Source organism: Roseovarius sp. CAU 1744, from assembly GCF_039839345.1.
Lineage (GTDB): Bacteria > Pseudomonadota > Alphaproteobacteria > Rhodobacterales > Rhodobacteraceae > Roseovarius.
On the sequence record NZ_JBDOQV010000005.1, the window covers coordinates 308,881 to 332,690 of the forward strand.

21 protein-coding genes are annotated in these 23,810 nt (G+C 63.0%); 8 read left to right on the plus strand and 13 right to left on the minus strand.

All coding sequences use genetic code 11. The features are described 5' to 3' along the window. Window positions 1–316: 316 nt before the first annotated feature. Together AAFO92_RS12450 and AAFO92_RS12455 are read right to left on the minus strand one after the other, a co-directional pair. The gene (locus AAFO92_RS12450) at window positions 317–991 is read right to left on the minus strand and encodes a cupin domain-containing protein (protein WP_347535532.1); all 675 of its coding nucleotides are present in this window, start codon (window positions 989–991) and stop codon (window positions 317–319) included. 226 nt (window positions 992–1,217) lie between these two features. After that, a complete protein-coding gene (locus tag AAFO92_RS12455) occupies window positions 1,218–1,592 on the minus strand; it encodes a hypothetical protein (RefSeq protein ID WP_347535534.1) in 375 nt (124 codons plus the stop codon). 357 nt (window positions 1,593–1,949) lie between these two features. Between AAFO92_RS12455 and ctaD the strand changes: the two genes are divergently transcribed. Further along, window positions 1,950–3,623 carry a cytochrome c oxidase subunit I gene (gene ctaD, locus AAFO92_RS12460; RefSeq protein WP_347535536.1) on the plus strand — a complete coding sequence of 558 codons (1,674 nt, stop codon included), beginning with the start codon at window positions 1,950–1,952 and terminating at the stop codon, window positions 3,621–3,623. A 317-nt stretch (window positions 3,624–3,940) separates the two neighbouring features. Here the strand turns inward: ctaD and AAFO92_RS12465 are convergent, their stop codons facing one another. Beyond that, complete coding sequence (locus AAFO92_RS12465; protein WP_347535538.1) at window positions 3,941–4,453, minus strand: hypothetical protein; 513 nt, start codon at window positions 4,451–4,453, stop codon at window positions 3,941–3,943. A gap of 241 nt (window positions 4,454–4,694) precedes the next feature. Here AAFO92_RS12465 and AAFO92_RS12470 point away from each other — a divergent pair, with 241 nt between their 5' ends. Together AAFO92_RS12470 and folP are read left to right on the plus strand one after the other, a co-directional pair. After that, window positions 4,695–5,624 carry a dihydroneopterin aldolase gene (locus AAFO92_RS12470; RefSeq protein ID WP_347535540.1) on the plus strand — a complete coding sequence of 310 codons (930 nt, stop codon included), beginning with the start codon at window positions 4,695–4,697 and terminating at the stop codon, window positions 5,622–5,624. A 54-nt stretch (window positions 5,625–5,678) separates the two neighbouring features. After that, complete coding sequence (gene folP / locus AAFO92_RS12475; protein ID WP_347535542.1) at window positions 5,679–6,692, plus strand: dihydropteroate synthase; 1,014 nt, start codon at window positions 5,679–5,681, stop codon at window positions 6,690–6,692. Window positions 6,693–6,759: 67 nt separating this feature from the next. Here the strand turns inward: folP and AAFO92_RS12480 are convergent, their stop codons facing one another. Together AAFO92_RS12480 and ilvC are read right to left on the minus strand one after the other, a co-directional pair. Beyond that, window positions 6,760–7,677 (minus strand): DMT family transporter, encoded by a 918-nt coding sequence (locus tag AAFO92_RS12480; protein ID WP_347535544.1) that lies wholly within the window; start codon window positions 7,675–7,677, stop codon window positions 6,760–6,762. Window positions 7,678–7,760: 83 nt separating this feature from the next. After that, window positions 7,761–8,783 (minus strand): ketol-acid reductoisomerase, encoded by a 1,023-nt coding sequence (gene ilvC / locus AAFO92_RS12485; RefSeq protein WP_347535546.1) that lies wholly within the window; start codon window positions 8,781–8,783, stop codon window positions 7,761–7,763. Between the two features lie 129 nt (window positions 8,784–8,912). Here ilvC and AAFO92_RS12490 point away from each other — a divergent pair, with 129 nt between their 5' ends. From AAFO92_RS12490 to AAFO92_RS12500, 3 genes are all read left to right on the plus strand, one after another. Further along, a complete protein-coding gene (locus tag AAFO92_RS12490) occupies window positions 8,913–9,368 on the plus strand; it encodes an Lrp/AsnC family transcriptional regulator (protein WP_347535548.1) in 456 nt (151 codons plus the stop codon). Then, complete coding sequence (locus AAFO92_RS12495; RefSeq protein WP_347535550.1) at window positions 9,365–9,823, plus strand: Lrp/AsnC family transcriptional regulator; 459 nt, start codon at window positions 9,365–9,367, stop codon at window positions 9,821–9,823. The genes AAFO92_RS12490 and AAFO92_RS12495 overlap by 4 nt, the downstream gene beginning before the upstream one ends. Window positions 9,824–9,922: 99 nt before the next feature. Further along, window positions 9,923–11,050, plus strand: coding sequence for an aminotransferase class V-fold PLP-dependent enzyme (locus AAFO92_RS12500; protein WP_347535552.1), 1,128 nt, complete (start codon window positions 9,923–9,925; stop codon window positions 11,048–11,050). On the opposite strand, the gene AAFO92_RS12505 is transcribed toward AAFO92_RS12500, so the two are convergent. Continuing rightward, window positions 11,047–12,249, minus strand: coding sequence for a UbiH/UbiF family hydroxylase (locus tag AAFO92_RS12505; RefSeq protein WP_347535554.1), 1,203 nt, complete (start codon window positions 12,247–12,249; stop codon window positions 11,047–11,049). The genes AAFO92_RS12500 and AAFO92_RS12505 overlap by 4 nt on opposite strands. 61 nt (window positions 12,250–12,310) lie before the next feature. Continuing rightward, window positions 12,311–12,955, minus strand: coding sequence for a pyrimidine 5'-nucleotidase (locus AAFO92_RS12510; protein ID WP_347535556.1), 645 nt, complete (start codon window positions 12,953–12,955; stop codon window positions 12,311–12,313). 107 nt (window positions 12,956–13,062) lie between these two features. Between AAFO92_RS12510 and AAFO92_RS12515 the strand changes: the two genes are divergently transcribed. Further along, window positions 13,063–13,707, plus strand: coding sequence for a GntR family transcriptional regulator (locus AAFO92_RS12515; protein ID WP_347535558.1), 645 nt, complete (start codon window positions 13,063–13,065; stop codon window positions 13,705–13,707). On the opposite strand, the gene AAFO92_RS12520 is transcribed toward AAFO92_RS12515, so the two are convergent. Both AAFO92_RS12520 and carA read right to left on the minus strand, forming a co-directional pair. After that, on the minus strand, window positions 13,648–15,579 hold the full coding sequence (locus AAFO92_RS12520; RefSeq protein ID WP_347535560.1) for a glycosyltransferase: 1,932 nt from the start codon (window positions 15,577–15,579) through the stop codon (window positions 13,648–13,650). The two genes, AAFO92_RS12515 and AAFO92_RS12520, sit on opposite strands and share 60 nt — an antisense overlap. 100 nt (window positions 15,580–15,679) lie before the next feature. Beyond that, complete coding sequence (gene carA, locus AAFO92_RS12525; RefSeq protein ID WP_347535562.1) at window positions 15,680–16,825, minus strand: glutamine-hydrolyzing carbamoyl-phosphate synthase small subunit; 1,146 nt, start codon at window positions 16,823–16,825, stop codon at window positions 15,680–15,682. A gap of 184 nt (window positions 16,826–17,009) precedes the next feature. On the opposite strand from carA, the gene AAFO92_RS12530 reads away from it, so the two are divergent. After that, window positions 17,010–17,477, plus strand: a complete 468-nt coding sequence (locus AAFO92_RS12530) for a GatB/YqeY domain-containing protein (RefSeq protein WP_347535685.1) — start codon at window positions 17,010–17,012, stop codon at window positions 17,475–17,477. A gap of 42 nt (window positions 17,478–17,519) precedes the next feature. On the opposite strand, the gene AAFO92_RS12535 is transcribed toward AAFO92_RS12530, so the two are convergent. From AAFO92_RS12535 to glyS, 4 genes are all read right to left on the minus strand, one after another. Continuing rightward, window positions 17,520–18,017 (minus strand): DUF2244 domain-containing protein, encoded by a 498-nt coding sequence (locus AAFO92_RS12535; RefSeq protein ID WP_347535564.1) that lies wholly within the window; start codon window positions 18,015–18,017, stop codon window positions 17,520–17,522. 104 nt (window positions 18,018–18,121) lie between these two features. After that, the gene (locus tag AAFO92_RS12540; RefSeq protein WP_347535566.1) at window positions 18,122–18,730 is read right to left on the minus strand and encodes a cell wall hydrolase; all 609 of its coding nucleotides are present in this window, start codon (window positions 18,728–18,730) and stop codon (window positions 18,122–18,124) included. Between the two features lie 168 nt (window positions 18,731–18,898). Continuing rightward, window positions 18,899–21,469: a putative PEP-binding protein gene (locus tag AAFO92_RS12545; protein ID WP_347535568.1), complete on the minus strand. Its 2,571-nt coding sequence runs from the start codon at window positions 21,467–21,469 to the stop codon at window positions 18,899–18,901. A 60-nt stretch (window positions 21,470–21,529) separates the two neighbouring features. Continuing rightward, window positions 21,530–23,809 carry a glycine--tRNA ligase subunit beta gene (gene glyS, locus AAFO92_RS12550; protein ID WP_347535570.1) on the minus strand — a complete coding sequence of 760 codons (2,280 nt, stop codon included), beginning with the start codon at window positions 23,807–23,809 and terminating at the stop codon, window positions 21,530–21,532. Between the last annotated feature and the right edge of the window lies 1 nt (window position 23,810).

A 23,810-nucleotide genomic window follows, 5' to 3' on the forward strand; every position in this document is an offset into this window, starting at 1 on the left:
GGGCTAGACAACTGCTCACATCATACGAAACATTTTGTTGATGGGCTTGCCACAGTTGCGTGGTGTCACGTCTTGACCCGCAGCCATTCGGGGCCGGTCGGACAGGGAATTTCGCTGCGCCCTAGCGTCCTTGCCCCTACGCGGTTTCATCCGGGGCGCCTGTCCCGCCTGACCTCCGGCCAATTTCGAACAATGTGGTTGTCCTTGGTGCGGGACCGGTTGGCGTGACGTCGCGAAAGCCGCCTTTCACCTGTTACGCATCTTCTTGTAAATTCGGGCTCAAGGCGGGCACCTTCTGCGTCATGTCAGAAACACCTCAGACCGCCGGTGCCTTGGGTTCTTCGCGCAGGTGGCCGCGCTTGATCCAGACGCGGGCGCCTTCCGGCCCGGATGTTGCAGTGGATGCGCCGCCCCGCGGCAACCGCAGCCAGCCGCCTTTGCCGAAACTCTCGCCAGCTTCGACGAAACCGCCCTCCAGCACCAGCACCTCCAGCCCGCCAGACGCATCCAGCGCGACGTCCGAGCCTGCCGCCCAGCGTTCCAGCACCACGTCCTCGTGCGCATCGTGGAAAAGCGGCATCACCTCGACACCGTCACGATCGGGGATGAACCGCATCTTGTTCGTATCCACCCGCACATGGGTACGGTCTTCCAGATCGAACTGCCAGAGTTTGACGAAGATCGTGCAGCCCGGTTCCGACCCCGGTGTATGCGAGGATTCGGGCGGGTTGCGGATATAGCTGCCGGCCGGGAAATCCCCGTGTTCGTCCTGGAAAACGCCTTCCAGCACCAAGAATTCCTCGCCGCCCGTATGCACATGGCTCGAGAATTTGCTGCCCGGCGCGTAGCGCACGATGGTTGTTGCCCGTGCCACCTCATTCCCGATCCGGTCCAGCATCCGCCGGTCCACCCCCGGCATGGGGGACGCGACCCAGGGCTCGTCAGCGCTGTGGACCACCGCGCGTCTGGTAAAATCATCGTTCAGGCCCATGCTCGCTCTCCTTGGTTCAAGCCGGCCGTGATCGACCGGCGACTCGAGTGTTCAGTGTGAAATCTAGGGCGCGAAACCCTTGCTGTCAGCGTGCACGGCATCACGTTACACAAAAAATTGCCCTGCCCGTCTGCGACAAGCATTGGTTTTCGTGATGCCCAGGCAAGAAAAAGCCGGCCGCGATGCTGTTCGCGACCGGCGTCTGCTAGACCAGCGTCGGCACGTATTATTCGTGTGCCATGTCCTTCACGAGGTCATCGACCATGGCTTCGGGGTCTGCGTCACACCCCCTCCGTATCACCTCGATCATTTCCGCGCCGCGGTCTTCTGCGCGGGTCTCATCCCGCGGTGCGGCACTGTCACTTGCATCGTCAGTTTCAACAACCACCGTGTCATCAGCCCCCTCGGATCCCTCTGCCAGCGGCGTATCCTCTCGCACCGCGTCCCGAGCATGCTTGTCCATGTCGACCGCGGCCTGCATCTGCGCGTCTTCGTCCAGTTCGCTGAACTCGGCACATGTCATCGCCGCAAGCGGCTGCGCCAGAAAGGCGGCCATGCCGACCGCGGTCATGTGCGTCAGGAAGAATTTGTTACGTGTCATATCTTACTCCTGTCTCATTGTTGCTATCGCGCATCCGCCGAGGCAGATTTTGCGCTAGCCTGATAGGTCGCCAACGGCCCCGGGCAGGATATGTTCCGGGCGCATCGCTTCAGTCACGCTCACGTGAAGGAATGTCAGCGCCCGCAGATGTCGAAAACGCGCGGCACATGTCGGGCAACCGTGGCTGCCGCACCGCACAAGGCTCCCAAGGTGCGTCGCCGGGTGCGACAATATTTTTGATCTGCGTCAAATTCGGACATTGCCCCGCCCCCCTCCTCGCACTAAAACCAGAAAGGATCACGGGCGGGTGATCTCGGATTCATGCGCCCAGGAAATTATGTCAGCAGGAGGCACTCAATGGCAGATGCAGCCATTCACGGCCACGAACATCATGACGAACGCGGATTCTTCACCCGCTGGTTCATGTCCACCAACCACAAGGATATCGGCATCCTCTACCTGGTCGTTTCGGCATTTGTCGGTCTGATCTCGGTTGCCTTTACCGTTTACATGCGCCTCGAGCTGATGGAGCCCGGCGTGCAATACATGTGCCTGGAAGGCGCGCGCTTCACCGCTGCCGCCGCCGGTGAATGTACGCCCAACGGGCATCTCTGGAACGTGATGATTACCTATCACGGCGTCCTGATGATGTTCTTCGTGGTAATCCCTGCGCTTTTCGGTGGATTTGGCAATTATTTCATGCCTTTGCAGATCGGCGCGCCGGATATGGCCTTCCCGCGGATGAACAACCTCAGCTTCTGGCTCTACGTCACGGGCACCTCGCTGGGCGTCGCATCGCTGCTCAGCCCGGGGGGTAACGGCCAGCTCGGCTCGGGCGTGGGCTGGGTGCTCTACCCGCCGCTCTCGACCACCGAGCAGGGCATGTCGATGGATCTGGCGATCTTTGCCGTGCACGTGTCGGGCGCCAGCTCGATCCTGGGCTCGATCAACATGATCACCACCTTCCTGAACATGCGCGCACCCGGCATGACATTGTTCAAGGTGCCGCTGTTCAGCTGGTCGATCTTCGTCACCGCCTGGCTGATTCTGCTGTCTCTGCCGGTTCTGGCGGGCGCCATCACCATGTTGCTGACGGACCGGAATTTCGGCACCACCTTCTTCGATCCCGCCGGCGGCGGCGACCCGATCCTTTACCAGCATATCCTGTGGTTCTTCGGCCATCCGGAGGTCTATATCATCATCCTGCCGGGCTTCGGCATCATCAGCCACGTGATCGCGACCTTCTCGCGCAAGCCGGTATTCGGCTACCTGCCGATGGTCTGGGCGCTGATTGCCATCGGGTTCCTGGGCTTCGTCGTCTGGGCGCACCACATGTACACCGTCGGTATGTCGCTGACCCAGCAGAGCTATTTCATGCTGGCCACGATGGTGATCGCGGTGCCCACCGGGGTGAAGGTGTTCAGCTGGATCGCCACCATGTGGGGCGGCTCGATCGAGTTCAAGACGCCGATGCTCTGGGCCTTCGGGTTCCTCTTCCTCTTCACCGTGGGCGGTGTCACCGGCATCGTGCTGTCGCAGGCCGGCATCGACCGCGCCTATCACGACACCTACTACGTCGTGGCGCATTTCCACTACGTGATGAGCCTTGGCGCGGTCTTCGCGATCTTCGCGGGCATGTATTTCTACCTGCCCAAGATGACGGGCCGCATGTACCCGGAATGGGCCGGCAAGCTGCACTTCTGGGCGATGTTCATCGGCGCCAACCTGACCTTCTTCCCGCAGCACTTCCTGGGCCGTCAGGGGATGCCGCGCCGCTATATCGACTACCCCGAGGCGTTCGCGCCGTGGAACTGGTGGTCGTCAATGGGCGCGTTCCTCAGCTTTGCCTCTTTCATCTTCTTCTTCGGAATTATCTTCTACACCCTGCGTTCCGGCGCCCGGGTGACCGAGAACAACCCGTGGAACGAATATGCCGACACGCTGGAATGGACCCTGCCCTCGCCACCGCCCGAACACACGTTCGAAATCCTGCCCAAGCAGGAAGAATGGGACAAGGGCCACGCGCATTAGCGAATGGGACATGCGAAAACCGAAAACCCCCGGCTGCGACCGGGGGTTTTTTTATGGAAACAACTGTAGGCCGGGCACTGTCTTGAAACGATCTGTCCGCGATGAACCCTTAGCTGTGATCCGCTTTGCTATCGCCGAAACCGGTTTCTTCAAAGAAACCGGGACGGAAAATTGCAATTTTCCGATACGGAATTTTCGAAAATTCCGTACCCATCAATGACAGTTTCGCCCGGCACCACCAATACGCGTGCATTATCGTGTGACCGTCGTCATTTCTTGCCACAGCATCGACGCGCCGCCCCGGCAAAGGGAAATCCTCAACTTTCACCGGCGCCCGGGCCTGTCTGGCGGAACCGGACAATTGGCCCGCCAAGTATCAGAAGGCCCTCGGATTCGTTTGCCACGATCTGTTCAGGGATATGAATTTCGGGGCGCAGCGCCGCGTATCCTGCCCGCCAGGCCCGCCCGGTGGCCGCGCAGTTTGCCTCCTGCCCGCCATAGGACGGCGCCGGATCGACCCGCCGCATATAGAGCAAATTGCTCAGCAAACGCTCCCGTCCCAGGTGGACCGAGCCCGAGCCCAGCACCTGATGTTCGGCCAGTTTGGTCAGGGCGGATTGCTGGCGGCTCAGCGCCCAGACACCGCAGACCAGCATCTTCCCGTCAAATTCCCGCAGGTCGACCGCAACGGTAAGCCCCCCGCCCGACGTATAGGTGCCCCCGGACACGACGGGGTTTTCGCCCAGCCGGGCAACAACATCGGTCCGTGGCAGCGCACAGGCCGCCAGCGCCAATACGACGCCCGTCAGACACGCAGAACGGGCGCTCATGACGCCACCTGCGCGGGATCGGCCAGGTACCAGCACCGACGCCCCCATCCAAGAGAAAAACGTGCGCCTTGTCGTCATGACAGCCCCCAAATCGCTAATCCACCTGTCGCGATTAAAGCAGCCGCTCAGCGATATAGCGAGGGTTTTGAGCCGCAGACGCCGCAGCAGGTGTCGGAAATCTCCCTTTCCGCGCCCCCTGCGCCATGCTAAGCCGCGCGGGCACCATGAGTGGAGCGGCAAGATGAGCAATGAAATCAGGCTGGCGTTCGAACATCCGGCCGAGCGCGCCGATGCCACCGCGCCGGAGGGCCCGCTGGACCGCATCTCGTTGCGCGATCATATCGTCGAGGTCGAGATCGGCGCCTTCCAGGCCGAGCGCGGCACCACGCAGCGCATCTGCTTCAATGTCGTGGTCGAGGTGCGCCCGATCAGCGACCCGCTCGATGATGATGTCGACCGTATCCTGTCCTATGACCGCGTGACCGAGGCCATCGCCGCCGAACTGGCCGAGGAACGGCTGAACCTGCTTGAAACCCTTGCCGGGCGCATTGCCGAACGTATCCTGCTGGAACCGCAGGCGGTGCGCACCTTCGTGCGGATCGAGAAACTGGATCGCGGCCCCGGGGCGCTTGGCGTCGAGATCGTCCGGTCGGTGGATGATCTGGCAACCAAGCCGGTCTCGCATCACGCGGACACGACCCCGCACCCGCATGTGGTGTTCCTGACCAATACCGCCATCAGATCGCCCAATCTCACGCAATGGCTGGACCAGCTCGAGGCGCGCGCCGAACCCGTCATTCTGTGCGTCGGCCTGCCCGGCACCGACAGCCCCAGGACCGGGCACCGGATGACCCAGCGGCGGGTTGACCTGCTGTCGATCGAACAGAATGCCTGGGTGCTGGCGGGGCGCGATGACCGCTGCGTCGTGGTCAACACCCGGACCGAGCTCGACTGGGCGATGAAGAACGGCCAGATCAGCGTCTGGGCGCCGTCCAAGATCGTGCTGGATGCGGTCGACGGGCCCAGCGTGGGACCGAATGACCCGGTGGCGCTGGCGGCGTGGTTCTCGGGCCATATCGAGGCGTCGGACCTGCTCCTGATCGGTGAACGCCCGCCCTCGCAATCGCCTGTGCCCGTGCTGGTGCAGGACATCGCGCAATCGGGCCTATGAGGCCGCAACCACAGGCAGCGACAGGCGGCACAGAATGAGTCATCGCATCCTCTCATGATCTATTACCGGCCCATCGCCCAAACCGATCACGCCCGCCCGGGGGATGCCCTGTCGCTCGCCGGCGGGTGGACGTGGTTCGACACGGTCGAGGCAATCAGCCGTGACGGGGCTGCGCGCCTCATGCCGGCCGCGCAACTGCCCGGAGAGGTGCGCGACCGCCTCACCGCCACCCGCGCCTCGATTTGCGGGCTCCGCTTCGATCTGCCCCGCCTCATGGGCATTCTCAACGTCACGCCCGACAGTTTCTCGGACGGGGGCCGCCACAATGCGCCCCAGCAGGCCCTCGCCCATACCCGCAGGATGATCGCAGCGGGGGCGGACATGATCGACGTCGGGGGCGAATCCACGCGGCCCGGCGCCGAACCGGTCCCCGTCGATCACGAGATTGCCCGCACGGCGCCCGTCATCGCCGCGATCCACGCCGAATGCGCTGTGCCGATCTCCATCGACACCCGCAAGACCCCGGTCGCCGAGGCCGCGCATCAGGCCGGCGCCGCGCTGGTCAACGATGTGGCCGGGTTCACCTTTGACGACAGGCTGGCGCCCTACTGCGCCCGGCACACCCTGCCCGTCTGCGTCATGCACGCGCAGGGCCGCCCCGAGACCATGCAGAACGATCCGCGTTATGACCATCCCGCGCTCGATATCTTCGACTGGCTGTCAGAGCGGGTCGAGGCGCTGATCGCCGCCGGGATTCCGCGCGAACGCATCATCGTCGATCCCGGCATCGGCTTCGGCAAGACCCGCGCGCATAACCTGATCCTTTTGCAGAACCTGTCGCTTTTTCACGGCTTGGGCTGCCCGGTCCTGCTGGGGGCGTCGCGCAAACGCTTCATCGGTGATCTCAGCGGTGTCGATGACGCCGCCGAACGTGTTCCCGGATCGCTCGCCGTGGCGCTGGCCGGTGTCGCGCAGGGCATCCAGTTGCTGCGCATCCATGACGTGGCCGAGACCGCCGCCGCGCTCAAGCTGTGGCGTGCGGCGACTGGCGGCATGGCACCGGGGTAGCCCGCCTGCGGGTATAGGTACCAAGACCTTCGTTTCGTGTGAGAGTGCGCGGCGGAATGAGCAGAGCTCATCCGCGCCCGAACAGCCGCCTGAGCGCGCCCAGCTGGCTCAGGGCGACACCGCTGAGGATCATTGCCATCCCCACCAGCAGGCTGGGCGGCAAAGGTTCGGCCAGCACCAGCGCCCCCAGGAACACCGACCAGAGCGGCACCTGGTAATTGACCAGGCTCATGAAGACCGGGCCGGCATCGCGGATGACCTGGGTCAGCAGCAGTTGCGCCACGCCCGTGGGCAGCAGCCCAAGATAGAGCAGCGCCAGCAGCGCCTTGGTGTTCACGTCCGACGGCACCCCCTCGTACGCCAGCGCCAGCGGAATTGACACCACGCTTGCCACGCTCAGGGCGGCGGCGGACAGGGACAGCATGTTGACCTTCGGGCAGAGCCGCGTGGCGATGGCCCCGATCGAATAACATCCCGCCGCTGCAACGCAGGCAATCCTTGCCAATGATTCCAGATCGTTACCTGTCGAAACAAAGGCGGATTTCCCGATCAGCACGATCACCCCCGCCGATCCGATCAGAAAGCCGATCAACCGCCTGAGCACCATCCTCTCGCCGGGGACGAAAACATGTGCCAGCGGCAGGACCAGCAATGGCACAACCGCCATGCAGACCCCGGCAAAGCCCGACGCGACCGACAATTGCGCCCAGGACAGCAGCGAAAATGGGATGACGTTGGAAAACAGCCCCATGATGATGGCAAATACCCAGATCCTGCCGCCGTTCTCCTGCCGCAGGGACGGCAGCCCGATCCCCCTGACCCCGCAGAGCACCACCAGCAGCACCGCCCCCAGCGTCAGCCGCAATGCCACCAGGGTCAGCGGCCCGACGCCGGTCAGCGCCACGGTGACAAACATGAAGGACGCGCCCCAGATCGCACCAAGCACGACAAGTTTCAGCCAGTTGATCGGATTGATGGGGGTCATGATTCAGCTCGCAATTCTCAAACGTAAAGACCCCAGCCACTGGCCGGGGTCAATGCAATTCGTCATGAATTTTGACCGTCCGGTCAGTTCTTTTCCTGATCCACCAGCTTGCCGGCGGAAATCCACGGCATCATCGCACGCAGGTTGCGGCCGACCTCTTCGATCTGGTGCTCGTCATTCACCCGGCGCGTGCCCTTGAAGAAAGGTTGCCCAACGGCATTTTCCTGCATGAAATCACGCACAAAGGCGCCCTTCTGAATGTCGTTCAGGATGGCCTTCATCTCTTTCTTGGTCTGCTCGTAGGGGATGACCCGCGGGCCGCTGACATATTCGCCGTATTCGGCCGTGTTCGAGATCGAGTAGTTCATGTTGGCGATGCCGCCTTCATAGATCAGGTCGACGATCAGCTTCACCTCGTGCAGACATTCGAAATAGGCCATCTCGGGCGCGTAGCCTGCCTCGACCAGGGTTTCGAAACCGCAGCGGATCAGTTCTACCAAACCGCCGCACAGCACCGCCTGCTCGCCGAAGAGGTCGGTTTCGCATTCCTCGCGGAAGTTAGTTTCGATGATTCCCGACCGTCCGCCGCCGATGGCCGAACAATAGCTGAGGCCGATTTCCAGCGCCTTGCCCGACGCATCCCGGTCAACAGCCACCAGGCAGGGCACACCGCCGCCCTTGACATATTCGCCGCGCACCGTGTGGCCGGGGCCCTTGGGCGCCATCATGATCACGTCGACGCCTTCCTTGGGCTCGATCAGGCCGAAATGCACGTTCAGACCGTGGGCAAAGGCAATCGCCGCGCCGGGTTTGATATTGTCATGCACGTATTTCTTGTAGGTTTCGGCCTGCAGTTCGTCGGGCATGGTGAACATGATGAGGTCGCACCAGGCCGCCGCCTCGGCGATGCCCATGACCTTCAGCCCTTCGCCTTCGGCCTTCTTCGCGCTGGCCGAGCCTTCGCGTAGCGCGACCACAAGGTTCTTCGCGCCCGAATCGCGCAGGTTCAGCGCGTGGGCGTGGCCCTGGGAGCCATAGCCCAGAATGGCCACTTTCTTGTCCTTGATGAGGTTGATGTCGCAATCGCGATCATAGTAGACGCGCATGACGTTCTCCTTGGTTGATTTCCTTGGCGCCAACTTATCCGATCTGCCGCGATATTCCGTGCAAAAGCTATTTTCATTTCCGGTTTCTTGTAATATCTATTCTCACATTCATCATAACGGTAAATTTTTATGCTCGACGATACCGACCGGCGCATTCTCAGGCACTATCAGCACGATGCCACCATCGGCCCGTCCGAGCTGGCAGAGCTGGCGGGCGTCACACCGGCGACCTGCACAAGACGTCTGGAACGCATGACACAGGCGGGGTTCATCCGTGCCAACCGCGCGGTGATCGACTGGCGTGCGCTCGGCTACGAGGTCGAGGTCTCCTTGCGGGTCACCCTCGACAAGACCCAGCCACGGGCCTTCGACGAGTTCATGGCCGCTGCGCGCGACGTCCCCGATGTCATTGAAATCCAGACCTTTCTGGGCCGCGTCGATGTGCGTCTGTCGGTCATTGCCCGCGACATGGCGCATTACCAGCAGATCTATCGCAGCGCCATCCTGACCCTGCCCCACATCGCCGATATCGAGGCGCTGATGCATGTCGCGCGCATCAAGTCGGACGAGGCGCTGCCACTATGATCGAGCTGGATACGACCGACCGCCTGATCCTGCGCGCGCTCAGCGAGGATGCCACCCAGTCGGCCAGTGCCCTCGGGCGCAAGCTTGGCCTGTCGCAACCCGCCACCTGGCGGCGTATCCGCAGGCTGCATGACAGCGGGGCGATCAAGGGCCAGCGGCTGGATCTGGACCACGAAAAGCTGGGCTTCGGCGTCACCGTCTTTCTGGGCATCAAGCTGGCCACCAAGGGGCGCGTCAGCCTGGAGGATTTCGAACGCGCCGTCTCTGCCATCCCCGAAGTTCAGACCGTCGAGCATATCCTGGGCGTCTATGATTACCGGCTGCGCGTCGTGGCCCGCGATATCCCGGACTTTGAGCGTGTTTTAAGGCGTAGAATCATGACGTTGCCTGGCGTAGGTGATGTTGAGGCAAACGTGCTTCTCAGCGAGGAACGCCGCCCCGGCCCGATTGGGTGAGATGTCGAAATCTTCAGCGGTGCCGTTGGCTTTTCCGGGTGTCACGGAAACCGCGTTCTGATATGCGGGATCCAGACCATCTGACACGGAGACCCCGCCATGACCGCCCTTCTTGATCATATCGACCCCGACGGATTGCTGGAATATTCGGTAGTCTTCACTGACCGCTCTCTCAACCACATGTCGGCCGGCTTTCAGCAGGTGATGCGCGACATTTCGGGGATGCTCAGGCAAGTCTACAATGCCGATGCGGTCGCCCTGATCCCCGGCGGCGGCAGCTACGGGATGGAGGCCGTCGCCCGCCAGTTCGGCGCCGATGCCCACGCGCTGATCGTGCGCAATGGCTGGTTCTCCTACCGCTGGACACAGATCTTCGATGCCGGCCAGTTCACCGCCGACACCACCGTCTGCATGGCCCGCCAGTCCGGCAATGGTGTGCAAGAGCCCTTTGCCCCCGCCCCGATCGAGGAAGTCACCGCCAAGATCCGCGAGTTGAAGCCGGATGTCGTCTTTGCCCCGCATGTCGAAACCTCTGCCGGGCTGATCCTGCCCGATGATTACGTGACCGCGCTGGCCGGGGCGGCGCATGAGGTGTGTGCGCTGATGGTGCTGGACTGCATCGCCTCGGGCTGTGCCTGGATCGACATGAAGGCCACCGGCGTCGATGTGCTGATCTCGGCCCCGCAAAAGGGCTGGTCGGCGTCCCCCTCGGCGGGCCTGGTGATGATGTCGGACCGGGCCGTGCAACGGATGGAAAAAACCCAGTCCAACAGCTTCGCCATGGACCTGAAGAAATGGCATTCGATCATGCAGGCCTATGAAAACGGCGGCCATGCCTATCACGCGACCATGCCCACCGACGCGCTTCGCGCCTTCCGCGACACGATGGTCGAAACCCGCGACTACGGCTTTGAAAAGCTGCGCGAGGCGCAATGGGAACTGGGAAACGGCGTGCGGTCAATGCTGGCGGAACGCGGTGTGAAATCGGTTGCGGCCGAGGGTTTCGGCGCACCGGGCGTCGTGGTCAGCTATACCGACGATCCCGACATCCAGAACGGCAAGAAATTCGCAGCCGAAGGCATGCAGATCGCCGCTGGGGTGCCGCTGCAATGCAACGAGCCCGAAGGGTTCCGTACCTTCCGGCTGGGGCTGTTCGGCCTTGACAAGCTTTATGACGTGCCCGCCGCGATCAAACGGCTCGAAGACGTCTTCGACAAGGTGCTTTAGCCGCGCGCACCCAGCCCCAGTTGCATGATCGTCTTGCGTACCGGGGCCAGTGAATAGATCGCGTTCAGCCCCATCGCGCGCAGATCGCGCAGGGGCTGGGCCCGCATCATCGACGCGCGGTTGAGCAGGTCGATGCCCGCAACCCGTGTGCGTATCTCCAGATGGCGGTGCCGGTGATAGGTTTCCAGCATCCGCAAGTCACCCAGCCGGTCGGGCGCGGCCTCGGCCAGCTCCAGCAACACCCGAAGATCACCCAGGGACATGTTCAACCCCTGTGCCCCGATGGGCGGCACCACATGCGCGGCCTCGGCCACCAGCGCCACCCGCTCGGCATAAAGCTGCGTCGCAATCCGGCTGATGATCGGCCAGGCGGTCCGGCGCGAGGCCAGGGTCAGCGGCCCGAAAAGCAGGCAGGAACGGTCGTTCATCGCCGCCTCGAATTCCGGCCGTGGCAAGGCGGCAAGGCGCTGCACCTCGGTCCCTTCCTCCATCCAGACCACGGCCGACGATGGCCGCCCCCCGTGATCCGGCAGAGGCACCAATGTGAACGGCCCGCCCGAGCGGTGGATCTCGGTCGAGACATTGTCATGCGGGATCGCGTGGGTGACGGCGAACGCCAGCGCCTTTTGCCCGTAATGGGTTGTTTTCACGCCGATTCCCGCAGATTCGCGCATGGGGGAATCGCGCCCGTCCGCGGCGATGACCAGACGGCAGCGCACGCGCGTCCCGTCGCTGAGGCCCACGCGTGCCTCTCCCTCGCGGGTAAAAAGAGAGGCCGTGCCGGTGCCGGGCCGGAAGGTGACACCGGGCAACTCCTGCAGCCGGGCGACCATTTCGCGCCGCAAAAGCCAGTTGGGCAGGTTCCAGCCGAAGGGCCTGTCCGAGATATCGGCCGCATCGAATTCCCGTGTGAGGCGCGGCTCGGCCAATTCGCCGCCGGCATCGACGATGCGCATGACCTGCAGTTCGGCGGCGTGCGGCGCCAGGCGTGGCCACAATCCCGCCCGGTCCAGCAGCGCCTGTGCCGGCTGCAAGAACGCGGTTGTGCGCAGGTCGGACCCGGCCGCGTCTCGATCGGTGATCGGCGGCGCCGGGTCAAGGCAGAGCACCGTGAAACCGGCCGCGCCAAAGACGCAGGCCGCGGTCAGCCCCGCGACACCACCGCCCGACACAACGATATCATAATCGAAACCAGTCATCGTCCTGCCCTCCTGCTTCTGAAATAGGGTAGGAATGGCGGGGTTTCCAAGCGGCAGCCTGTCACAGCAGCCGTCCCAGGAAATCGCTCAGGTCATCGGTGTGGTGGTGGATGTGATCCAACCTTTCCGCCCTGGGCGCCACATGCACGGTGCGCATCCCCATCGCGTGTGGCGCCATCAGGTTGCGCGCGTCGTCCTCGAACATCGCGGCGCGGCGCGGCGCCACCCCGTCGCGGGCAAATACCGCGTCAAAGGCCGCTTGCTGCGGCTTCGGCAGGAAGCCCGCATGTTCGACCCCGTAAATCGCGTCGAACGCGCCCGAAAGGCCGCGCTGCGCAATCACCCGCTCGGCATAGGGCGCGCTGCCATTGGTATAGACGATCTTGCGCCCCGGCAGGTCGCGTATCCGGGCATAAAGATCGGCATCAGGCTGAAGATGGTCCAGCGAGATCTCGTGCACCTGCACCAGGTACGGATCCGGGTCGATGCCATGTTCGCTCATCAGCCCGGCCAGCGTCGTGCCATGCTCGCGCCAGTACTTGCTCCGCAGTCCGTCAGCCTCGGCCTGGTCCACGCCAAGCGTTTCCATCACATATTGCGTCATCCGTACTTCGATCTGGTCGAACAGCCGCGCCTCGGGCGGGTAAAGCGTGTTGTCGAGGTCAAAGACCCAGGTGTCGATATGGCTGAAATGCTGCTTTGGCATGAGTCGCAACCTACGTCCGCCCGTCAACGGGCGCAATCACCAAGGCTTGATTGCCGACCCAAAGCGCGGCTAGGGTCTCGGCGACGAAGAACATGGACCCGCATCCGATGAAAACGCCGCAGAAAGACGCCTATACGCTGATCCTCGAAGCGATCGACATGGGCACCTACAAGCCCGGCGACCGGCTGGTCGAAAGCGATCTGGCAGAGCGGTTCGGCGTCTCGCGCACCCCCATCCGCGAAGCCCTGCAGCGTCTGGAAACGCAATCCCTGCTGACCCGCGACGGGCGCAGTCTGATCGTGTCCTCGCTGGATCACAATCAACTGGCCGAATTATATGTCGTGCGGGCCGAGCTGGAGGCGCTGGCGGCCAACCTTGCGGCGCGCCACGCAACCGAGGAAGAGATCCGCGTGTTGCAGGACATGGTTGCGGATGACCGCAGCCTGATCGGCAACCCCACGGCGATGGCGCGGGCCAACCGGCGGTTTCACAAGCAGATCCACCTGGCCTCGCATAACCGGTTTCTGGTGCAGCAGCTGGGGCTGGTGCATCAGTCGATGGCGCTGATGGCGACCACATCGCTGGCGGCTGTCGGCCGCGACGAGGATGCGCTGAACGAGCACCAGGCGCTGGTGGACGCGATTGCCGAACGCAACCCGCAGGCGGCGGCCGACGCGCTCAGGGCGCATATCTCAAAAGCGTTCGTGACGCGGCTCAAGCTCGATTCCGGCGAAGTCGACTCGGTCGTCTGAGGGCGGTGGGCGGATCGCCGCCAGCGACAGGCCATGCGCCGTCTTGTCCCAGAAAAACGGTTTCAGAACAAGCTCGTAGAGCGCCTTGTAGGCGGCGATAGCGCCAAGCGGGGAATAGAAATGCATGGTCGGGGCCCAGGCCATCAGGTGCTTGTGCCCGCGCCCCGAGACGGCGGTGACGTGGATGGCGATGTTCAACACCTCGACAATCAGGAACATGCTGCCCAGCGCCATCAGGGCGGATCGCGGCACCACCGATTCAAGCGGATGCCCGTAGCCCAGAAGGATCAGCCAGAAGGACCACAGGAATGGCGCCAGGATGAATTGTGACAGCGCCGTCAGAAAATGCGCCTGGAATCCCAGGAATTTCCACGCCCCAAGCTGACGATAGAGCAATCCCGGCCGCCGCATGTGCACCAGGTAGGTTGTCATGTAGCCCTTGAGCCAGCGCGAGCGCTGCTTGATCCACGGCCAGGGCCGGCAGTTCGCCTCTTCCTCGGTCACGGTGTCGATCATCTCGGTGCGATAGCCGTGCCGCGCCAGCCGGAAACCCAGATCGGCGTCTTCGGTCACGTTATGGGCATCCCACCCGCCCAGTTCCTCCAGCACGTCACGGCGGAAATAAAGCGTCGTCCCGCCCAGCGGGATCGCAAAGCCCAGGCGCGCGAGGCCCGGCAGCATTAGGCGGAACCAGGTGGCGTATTCGATGGTGAAACAGCGCGCCAGCCAGTTCTGCCGCGGGTTGTAGTAATCCAGAATACCCTGCAGGCAGACGACATCCGGCGGTGCGGTCTGGAACCGGCGGGCGACGATTGTGATCTGATCCGGATCCGGCGCATCTTCGGCATCGAATATCCCGATGATGTCTCCCTCGCAGAAATCCAGCGCGTAGTTCATCGCGCGTGGCTTGGTGCGGGGTGCACCATCGGGCACGATCACCGGCCGGATCCACGGCGGCAGGTCGATCCCGGCCAGGGTCTTGCGTGTGGTTTCGTCCTCCTCTTCCATCACCAGGATCACGTCCAGAAGGCACTTGGGATAGGTCAGGCGCGTGAGCCGCGCGATCAGGGCATGGGCAATTTCCGTCTCGCGAAAGAGCGGCACCAGGATCGACACCTTGGGCAGACGCTGGTTGGGTTTGTTAACCTCTTCGGGGGCATCGCGGTTTGTGACGCTGGCGACGAAGGCCGAAGTCTTTAACGCGGCGGCAACCACGAGGGTAAACACGGCCCATAAAACGAATCCCCCGAAAACGGCGGTGGGAAACGCCAGCGTGACCCCCGCGAGCGCGGTCAGAAAGGCCAACGTGGCGGTCAGCCTCTTGCCAAAAGTGTTGCCCCAGCTGCGGCAGCTTTCGATCGCCGGTACCCGCGCCTGTGCCGCCTGGGTCAGGGTTTCCCGATTGCGCCTGGCAACAGTATCCTGGATCGCGTCACGGGGGCCGACGAACAGCTTCGCGCTGGCGACCTCCACCGGCAAATCCGGTGTCAGGGCGCGAAAAGCATCGGGGTCGCTGACCGCAACAGCGGCCCTGCCCCGCTTGTCGGAGAATGGCATAATGCCATGTTTCAGAAGGCTTTTTGCGTCCATCTCCGTATTGCGCGGCGTAGTCTCATTCAGCTGCCGGGCATCAAGCCGCTGGCTGGCGATGCGCTTGGCGTGAATGTCCAGCAGGTCGTTTTCCGACGCCAGCCCCTCGGCCCGCAGGATACGGTTCAACGACGTGTCACAATGGCGCGCGACAAGCTGCGCCAGCGCGGCATCGGATTGCGTGATAGCGCCGGCCGACACAAGATCACTTTCCAGTGAGTTGCGCGGGCCGGCAACCTTCAGCGACTGCGTGTCCAGCTGTCGCAGTTCTGAAATACCCATAAAATACTCCTCACCGGCAAAACTGGCGAGGAGTTTCCTTCACGTAGGTTAATGATGCGTAAACAACAGGTTAACAGAAACTCAAAAAGTTTCGAAAAACTCAGTTCATTGACGCAGCAAAGCGTTCAAACAGGTAAAAGCTGTCCTGCGGGCCGGGGCTTGCCTCGGGGTGGTGCTGGACGGAAAATACCGGCCGGTCCTTCATCCGGATGCCACAGTTCGACCCGTCAAAGAGCGAGACATGGGTTTCAACAACCCCTTTCGGCAGGGTCTGGCTGTCGACCGCAAATCCGTGGTTCATCGAGGTGATCTCGACCTTGCCGGTTTCGACCTCCTTGACCGGGTGGTTGGCGCCGTGGTGGCCGTGATTCATCTTGATCGTCTTGGCGCCAAGCGCCAGCGCCAGCATCTGATGACCCAGGCAGATGCCGAACACCGGCAGGTCCTTGTCCAGGATACGCCGGATCATCGGCACCGCATATTCGCCCGTCGCCGCCGGGTCGCCCGGCCCGTTGGACAGGAACACGCCGTCGGGGTCATGCGCCAGAACCTCCTCCGCCGTGGCGGTCGCGGGCAAAACGGTCACTTCGCACCCGGCGCTTGCCAGGCAGCGCAGGATATTGCGCTTGGCGCCGTAATCTATGGCGACGACCTTGTGCTTGGGGGCCTTCTGCCGGGTATAGCCGTCGGGCCAGGCCCACCGCATCTCATCCCAGCGATAGGATTGCGCGCAGGTGACCTCTCTGGCCAGGTCCACCCCTTCCAGTCCGGCAAAGCCGCGGGCCTTCTCGACCAGCGCCTTGGTATCGAAATTGCCCTCCGGATCATGGGCCAACGCCACGTGCGGCGCCCCCTGATGCCGGATCGCCCGGGTCAGACGGCGGGTATCCACGCCGCCGATCGCGACACGGCCGCGCCGCGCCAGCCAGTCCGACAGGTTTTCCGTTGCACGCCAGTTGCTTGGCTGGGTCGGATCCCATTTCACCACCATCCCCGCCGCGACCGGGTCGGCGGTTTCGTCATCGTCGGGGTTAACCCCGGTATTGCCGATATGGGGAAAGGTGAAGGTGACGATCTGCCCCGCATAGGAAGGATCGGTCATGATCTCCTGATAGCCGGTCATCGCGGTGTTGAAGCAAAGCTCGGCCGTGGTTTCGCCGGTTGCGCCAAATCCACGCCCATAGAACAATGTCCCGTCCGCAAGGGCAAGACAGGCGGTCGGATGTGGCTGCGGGGCGTGCGCCATGGCGGGATTCTCCGGATGTGCAAATTGGCGCGAAACTAAGGGTCTGCCTGCCAAGGGTCAAGGCCGAAGATACCCGACGCAACGCCAGAAAAATAAGGAGTTACGTGGCGTGAGAGGTGGTTGCCTCTTAGCCGGGTTATGGATAGTGTGAATGACTTGGGACCAACCATGGGGATGGAACGGCATGGACATGCGCGAACGCGTCAACTCGGCCCTGAAACAGGCGATGAAGGACAAGGCGGCAGATCGCCTGACCACGCTGCGGCTGATCAACGCCGCCATCAAGGATCAGGAGATTGCCCTGCGCGGCGCCGATGGCGACGGTCAGATCGGCGATGCCGAAATCCTTGCGATCCTTGGAAAGATGACCAAGCAGCGCAAGGAAAGCGCCAACGCCTACGAGGAAGGCGGACGGCTGGACCTGGCCGAAAGGGAGCGCGGCGAGATCACGGTCATCGAAGAATTCCTGCCCCGTCAGATGGATGACGCGGAAACAGACGCCGCCATCGACAAGGCGATCGACGATCTGGGCGCAAGTTCGATCCGCGACATGGGCAAGATCATGGGCGTACTCAAGGAAAACTACACCGGACAGATGGATTTCGGCGTGGTTGGCCAGAAGGTCAAGGACAAGCTCTGCCAGAAGGGCTGAGCCGCCAGCACCGCCCGGAGCCTGGCCACTGTCCCCGGACAGTCACGAAGCCTGCGCCGGGCGCAGGGCGTCGGCGATCTCGCCATAGAGCACCTTGCGCTCATCTTCGGACAGGAACGCACCGATCTCGACCTCCCGGTCGCTGCCTTTGAGGGTCAGGTAATGGTCCACGGGGCCCCCGGTCGGGTGCATCCGGATGCGCGCCCAGTAGCGGTTGCAGCGCCACTCCTGGCGTTTGCCCTTGGGGTCTGTCCGCACCAGGTGCGCCTCGGTCTCGCTGATCGTCAGTTCTTCGCGCATCCGGGCATCCCGATAAGACCGTTCCAGCGCCCACCACAACCCCGCCACCGCCAGCAGCAGGAAGGGCAGCAGCCCCCACAGCACGGCGGTCCCAAGCAGCGGATAGAGCGGAAGTGTGATCAATGTGAAGGTGCCCAGGATAAAGGCGGCGAACCCGCGCCGCGGCAATGACCGATGCGGCCACAGCGTCAGGCGCGTCTGCGGGACCGGGTCCGAGAATGTCGTCCACTCATAGGGCATGACCCTTACCTTAGCGCAGCCGAGCCCCGATGGAAGTGCGGCCAAGTGAAACGTGTCCGCAATTGCTTGCGATCACGTAACTTCTCTGCGCCGGGCTGAATAGGTCAGTTGAGCGACACGCGGGTCTGCGGGCGATAGAAATGGTGCTCGCCGATCGAGGTCGTACGGGCAAACTTGCGCGACCAACGCGGGCTGACCGCACGGGTATGGTAATAGGTTGCCCCATCGGTCAGTTGGCGGGGCGCGCCGCTGACCATCAGCTTGGCGACCTTGCCGACACGCTGAAAAGCGCGCGGTTCGTTGATGATCTCCTTGTGACCATCGCAGGTATAGGTGAACTGGCACTGGTATTTGCGCCCGGTTCCCTGGTTCACCACGGCGCAGACACTGTCCGGGAATCGCGGACTGTCCACCCGGTTCAGAATCACCTCAGCCACGGCAAACTGCCCCTTGACGCTTTCACCGCGGGCCTCGAAATAGAGCGCCTCGGCCAGGCACGCCCATTCATCCCCGCCCTTGACGGCGGGCTGGGCATCAATCCATGCGCGGCTGTACCCAATCTTGTCATCCTGGAAAAACATGTTTGTCGCCAGACGCTCGACCGTATAGTCACGGCCAGACGCACGCAGGCCATCCGCCTGATCTGCGGCAGGTGCTTCGGCAATCGCCCCCGACGACATTGCCATAAAAATGGCCAGAAATGTCCTTAACATCGACTTCACTCCGTGCTCAGCAGGGTTTGGACCCCAAAGCATCCGGGGCGATTAACGAATTCCTGTCTGCGCGTCTACCCGGCGCGGCAGCGGTTTCTTGCGCATCGCAACTTTTGGAAAGAGAACGGGGTTGAAGCGTTTCTTATATTGCGCAAACCCCTAGGTTTGCTATCCGATCTTGCTTTGGACCGCCAGTTGTGCGGCAGCAAGTCGCGCCACCGGCACCCGGAACGGTGAGCAGGAAACGTAATCAAAACCTGCATTCCGGCAAAAGGCAATCGATTCGGGATTGCCGCCATGTTCGCCGCAGATCGACATGACCACCTTGGGGTTCGCCGCCCGCGCGCGGTCGATCCCGATCTGCAACAGCTCGCCCACGCCATCGATATCCAGCGTGTGAAACGGGTCTTCGGGATAGACCCCCTGCTTGACGTAATCCGACATGAACCGGCCCGCGTCATCGCGTGACAGCCCATAGGTCATCTGCGTCAGGTCATTGGTGCCAAAGCTCAGGAATTCCACCAGGGGTGCGATTTCCGCCGCCCGAAGTGCCGCGCGCGGGGTTTCGACCATGACCCCCAGCCGATACCGGAATTCCTGCCCGGTCTCGTTGCGGACGGCGGCGGCGACGGCGTCGATACGGGTCTTGACGATCTCGACCTCGCGCCGGGCCGACACCAGCGGGATCATGATCTCCGGCACGACCGGATCACCTTCGTGGCTCGCCTCGATCGTGGCTTCGAAGATGGCGCGGGCCTGCATGTCATAGATCTCGGGCACCGTCACGCCCAGCCGCACGCCCCGCATCCCCAGCATCGGATTATATTCCCCAAGGGCCTCGACCCGGCGGGTGACCGTGGACAGCGGCAGGTCCAGCGCCTCGGCCAGCTGCAGATGGCCGGCGCGGTCATTCGGCAGGAATTCGTGCAGGGGCGGATCGAACAGACGGATACAGACCGGCTTGCCCTGCATGATGCGGAACAGACCGATGAAATCCGCACGCTGCATCGGCAACAGCAGCTCCAGCGCGGCGGACCGGTCGGCGCTGCCATCGGCAAAGATCATTTCACGCATGGCGGTCAGGCGATCTTCTTCAAAGAACATGTGCTCGGTCCGGCACAGGCCGATCCCCTGCGCCTTGAACCCGTGCGCCAGATCGGCATCCGCCGGCGTATCGGCATTGGCCCGCACGGAGATATCGCGTGCGTCGTCCGCCCAGTTCATCAGCTTTTTCAGCGCATCATCACGGGCGGATTCCAACAGCGGCGTCTCGCCGGCCAGAACCTCGCCATTGCTACCGTTGAGGGTAAGAATCTCGCCCTCTTTCAAAACCCGCCCATCAGGAAAGGTCAGCTGTCGCTTGCGCGGCTGGAACCGGATCTCGGACGCGCCGACCACACAGGGCAGGCCGATACCGCGGCCGATCACCGCCGCATGGCTGGTGATCCCGCCCCGCTCGGTCAGCACCGCTACGGCGGCGTGCATCCCGCGAATATCCTCGGGGCTGGTTTCGCGCCGCACCAGGATGCAGGCCTCGCCCCGCGCGGCATAGGCCTGCGCCTCGGCAGCATCGAACACGATGGCCCCAGCCGCGGCGCCGGGGCTTGCGCCGATGCCCTTCGCCAAGACATCGCGTGTCGCCTCCGGGTCGACCTGGCGGTGCAGAAGTTCGTTCAGCGCACGCGGCTCGACCCGCATCAGCGCCTCTTCGCGGGCGATGATCCCGTCCTCGGCCAGCGCCACGGCAATGGCCACCGCCGCACGCGCATTGCGGGCCACGCGCACCCCGTCCAGCAGGAAAACCTTGCCGTTCTCGATGGTGAATTCGGCCTGCATCTCCTCGCGCAGACGGGTGCGCATCAGGTCGGTATACTTCCTCAGTTCCTCGAACGCTTCCGGCGCCTGATCCTCCAGCGACGGACCGCGCGGATCGCGGGTCAAGTAGATCGCGTTGCCATTGGCGGTCAGCGCCTCGCGGCCCTGCGATTGCGAAAGGTACCGCCCGGTGATCTTGCGCTCGCCGGTCTGGCTGTTGACCAGCTGCATCACACCCGAGCCGCATTCGCCTTTGCCCAGCCCAAGCGCCAGCGCCTGCACCACCAGGCCCAGCCCCGCATCGGCGGGCGCCCCCTTGGCCTGCCGCAAGAGCCGCGCGGTCGTCCCTTCCCAGGCCCGCGCCATCGAGCGCAGAACCTCGGCTAGCTGCACCGCCGGATTCTGGGGAAATTCCTCGTCGGTTTCCTCGGTGTAGGCATGCAGCGCCTCGCGCAGCCCCTTGACCGGATCGTCCGATACGTCGTCGAACATATCCGGGTCCAGCCGCGCCACATGGATCGCATAGGACTGGACGAACCGCAGGTAGAGCGTGGCCGCCGCGGTCTTGCCGATGGTATCTGAAAGCTGCGCATAAAGCGCGGCATTTATGCCGATATTCAGAATGGCCCCCGGCCCGCCCCAATCGGGATCTTCCGAGGATGGCCGCACGCAAAGCAGCGGCGCGTCGCCGAACGGCGCCAGCAGCGCCTTCATGTCGGGCATCTCACCGGCGGCGATGCCGTGCACCGCGGAAAACGACAGCGCCACGGTGCACGGCACCGGCAAATCCAGCCGCACCAGGCGCTGAAGGCATTTCGCCCGCCCGCCATGGGTTTCGGCCGCCACCGGCGCATCCGGCGTGATCAGGGTGATATGCGGGTCTTTTTGCTGCACTGCGGCACCTTCATGCTGTTGATGCAGCATAGTCAGGTTGCGACACAAGGCAAGTGTAACGGATATATGACGCTGCGCCCTGCCCCGGCCTCAGCCCTCGATCCGGGTCAGATCGGCGGCCTGCAGGCAGATTTGCCGGATACGCGACAAGAGGTTCAGGCGGTTGCGGCGCAGGATATCGTTGTCAGTATTGACCTGGACGTCGTCGAAAAACCCGTCAATCGGCGCGCGCAGGGCGGCCATCGCCCCCATCGCCCCGGCAAAATCCTCGGCCTCCAGCGCCTTTTCGATCGCCGGTTCACCCGTGTCCAGCGCCTTGAACAGCGCCTTTTCCGTGTCGGTCTCAGCAAATTTCACATCCGCGCCGTAGCTGTATTCAACCCCGTCCTTCTCCTCGGCCTGGGTGAGGATGTTGTTGGCGCGCTTGAACCCCTGCAACAGGTTCCCGCCGTCATCGGTCTTGAGGAAATCGGAAAGTGCCGTGGCGCGTTTGACCAGCAGAGTCAGATCGTCATTTCCGTCCATCGCGATACAGGCGTCGATCACGTCATGGCGAATACCCTGATCGCGCAGATAGACCTTGAGGCGGTCGTGGAAGAAGACCAGAAGGCTGCTGGCAATTTCAATTGGCTTCCCGACCTCACCAGTTATCTCAAGGCCTTTGGAATCGAGAAAGCCAACTGTCCCTTCTTCAAATGCTTCTCGGAGTTCTGAACGCGCGAATTTGAAGCCTTCTCCTTCCAGCAAATCTTGCTCGCGTTTTCTAAGAATTGATCTGCTTCCATCTTCATGATTAGTAACTATTGCGGTTCTTTGACTATCCGCCAACGTCTTGACGATTTCCCAAAGCGCATTTTGGAATAGTTTTTTCAGCTTTGTGGATAAATTGCTCTCCAGCACCTGCCTAATAACTCCCAACGCCGCGCGCCGCAGCGCAAACGGGTCTTTGGAGCCGGTGGGTTTTTCGTCGATGGCCCAGAAGCCGGTGAGCGTGTCGAGCTTATCGGCCAGCGCCACGGCGACCGAGACCGGCGCGGTGGGCACGTCGTCCGAGGGGCCAAGCGGCGAGTAGTGCTCTTGGGCGGCGGCGGCAACCTCGGCAGGCATCCCGGCGGCCTGCGCATAATAGCGGCCCATCAGCCCCTGAAGCTCGGGGAATTCATAGACCATTTCGGAATTGAGATCGGCCTTGGCGATCCGCGCCGCCTGCTCAGCCAGGTCGGGATCGGCGCCGACAACGGGCGCGATTTCGCGGGCCAGCGCGGCGATCCGGTCGATCCGTTCGGCCTGGCTCCCAAGCTTGTTGTGAAAGGTGACGTTTTTCAGGCTTTCCAGCCAGGGCTGCATCTGCTGGTCCTTTGCCACCCGCAGATCATTCTCCCAGAAGAATTTCGCATCCGCCAGCCGGGCCGACAGCACCTTCTGGTTGCCCTGAAGGATGGTCGTGCCATTATCGGCGGTCTGGGTGTTGGCGACGGTGATGAACCGTTCGATCCGGCCGGTTTTCGGGTTCTTCACGGAAAAGAACTTCTGATGCTCCTTCATCGAGGTCTGCAGCACCTCGGGCGGCAGGTCGAGGAATTCGGCGTCGATCGTGCCCATCAGCACCACGGGCCATTCAACCAGCCCGGCGACCTCGGCCAGCAGCCCCTTGTCCTCGACCACCTCCAGCCCGGCGGCAAAGGCCTGGTTGGTGGCGTCCTGCCAGATGTGATCGGCACGCTCGGCCGGGTCCAGCACCACATGCGCGCGCTTGAGCTTGGCCGCGTAGTCATCGAAGGAGCTAACGGTGAAACTGTCCGGCGCGAGGAAGCGATGCCCGCGGGTGGTGTTGCCCGCGCTGATCCCGTCAAGCTCCAGCGGCACGGTCCGCGCCTCGCCCGCATCGTCGGTGAGGATGCAGAGGATCGAATGCAATGGCCGCACCCAGCGCAGGCTGCCCGCGCCCCAGCGCATCGACTTGGGCCAGGGAAAGTTGCGGATCACCCCTTCCAGGGTCTCGGCCACGATATCGGCGGCGGGACGGCCCGGCCTGGTGATGGTGGCAAAATAGACCTGGCCCTTCTTCTCGTCGCGCACTTCCAGATCATTGCGGCTGACGCCCGCCCCGCGCAGGAACCCCTCGATCGCCTTTTCCGGCGCATCGACGCGCGGGCCCTTGCGCTCTTCCCTGACCGTCGGGCTTTCGGCCAGCAGGCCCTGCACCGTCAGCGTCAGGCGGCGGGGCGTGGAAAACGCCGCCGCGCCGGCATAGGTCAGCCCGGCCTCGACCAGGCCATCGGTCATGCGCGATTGCAGATCGGCCGCGGCGCGGGCCTGCATCCGGGCGGGGATTTCCTCGGAGAAGAGTTCGATCAGAAGATCAGGCATG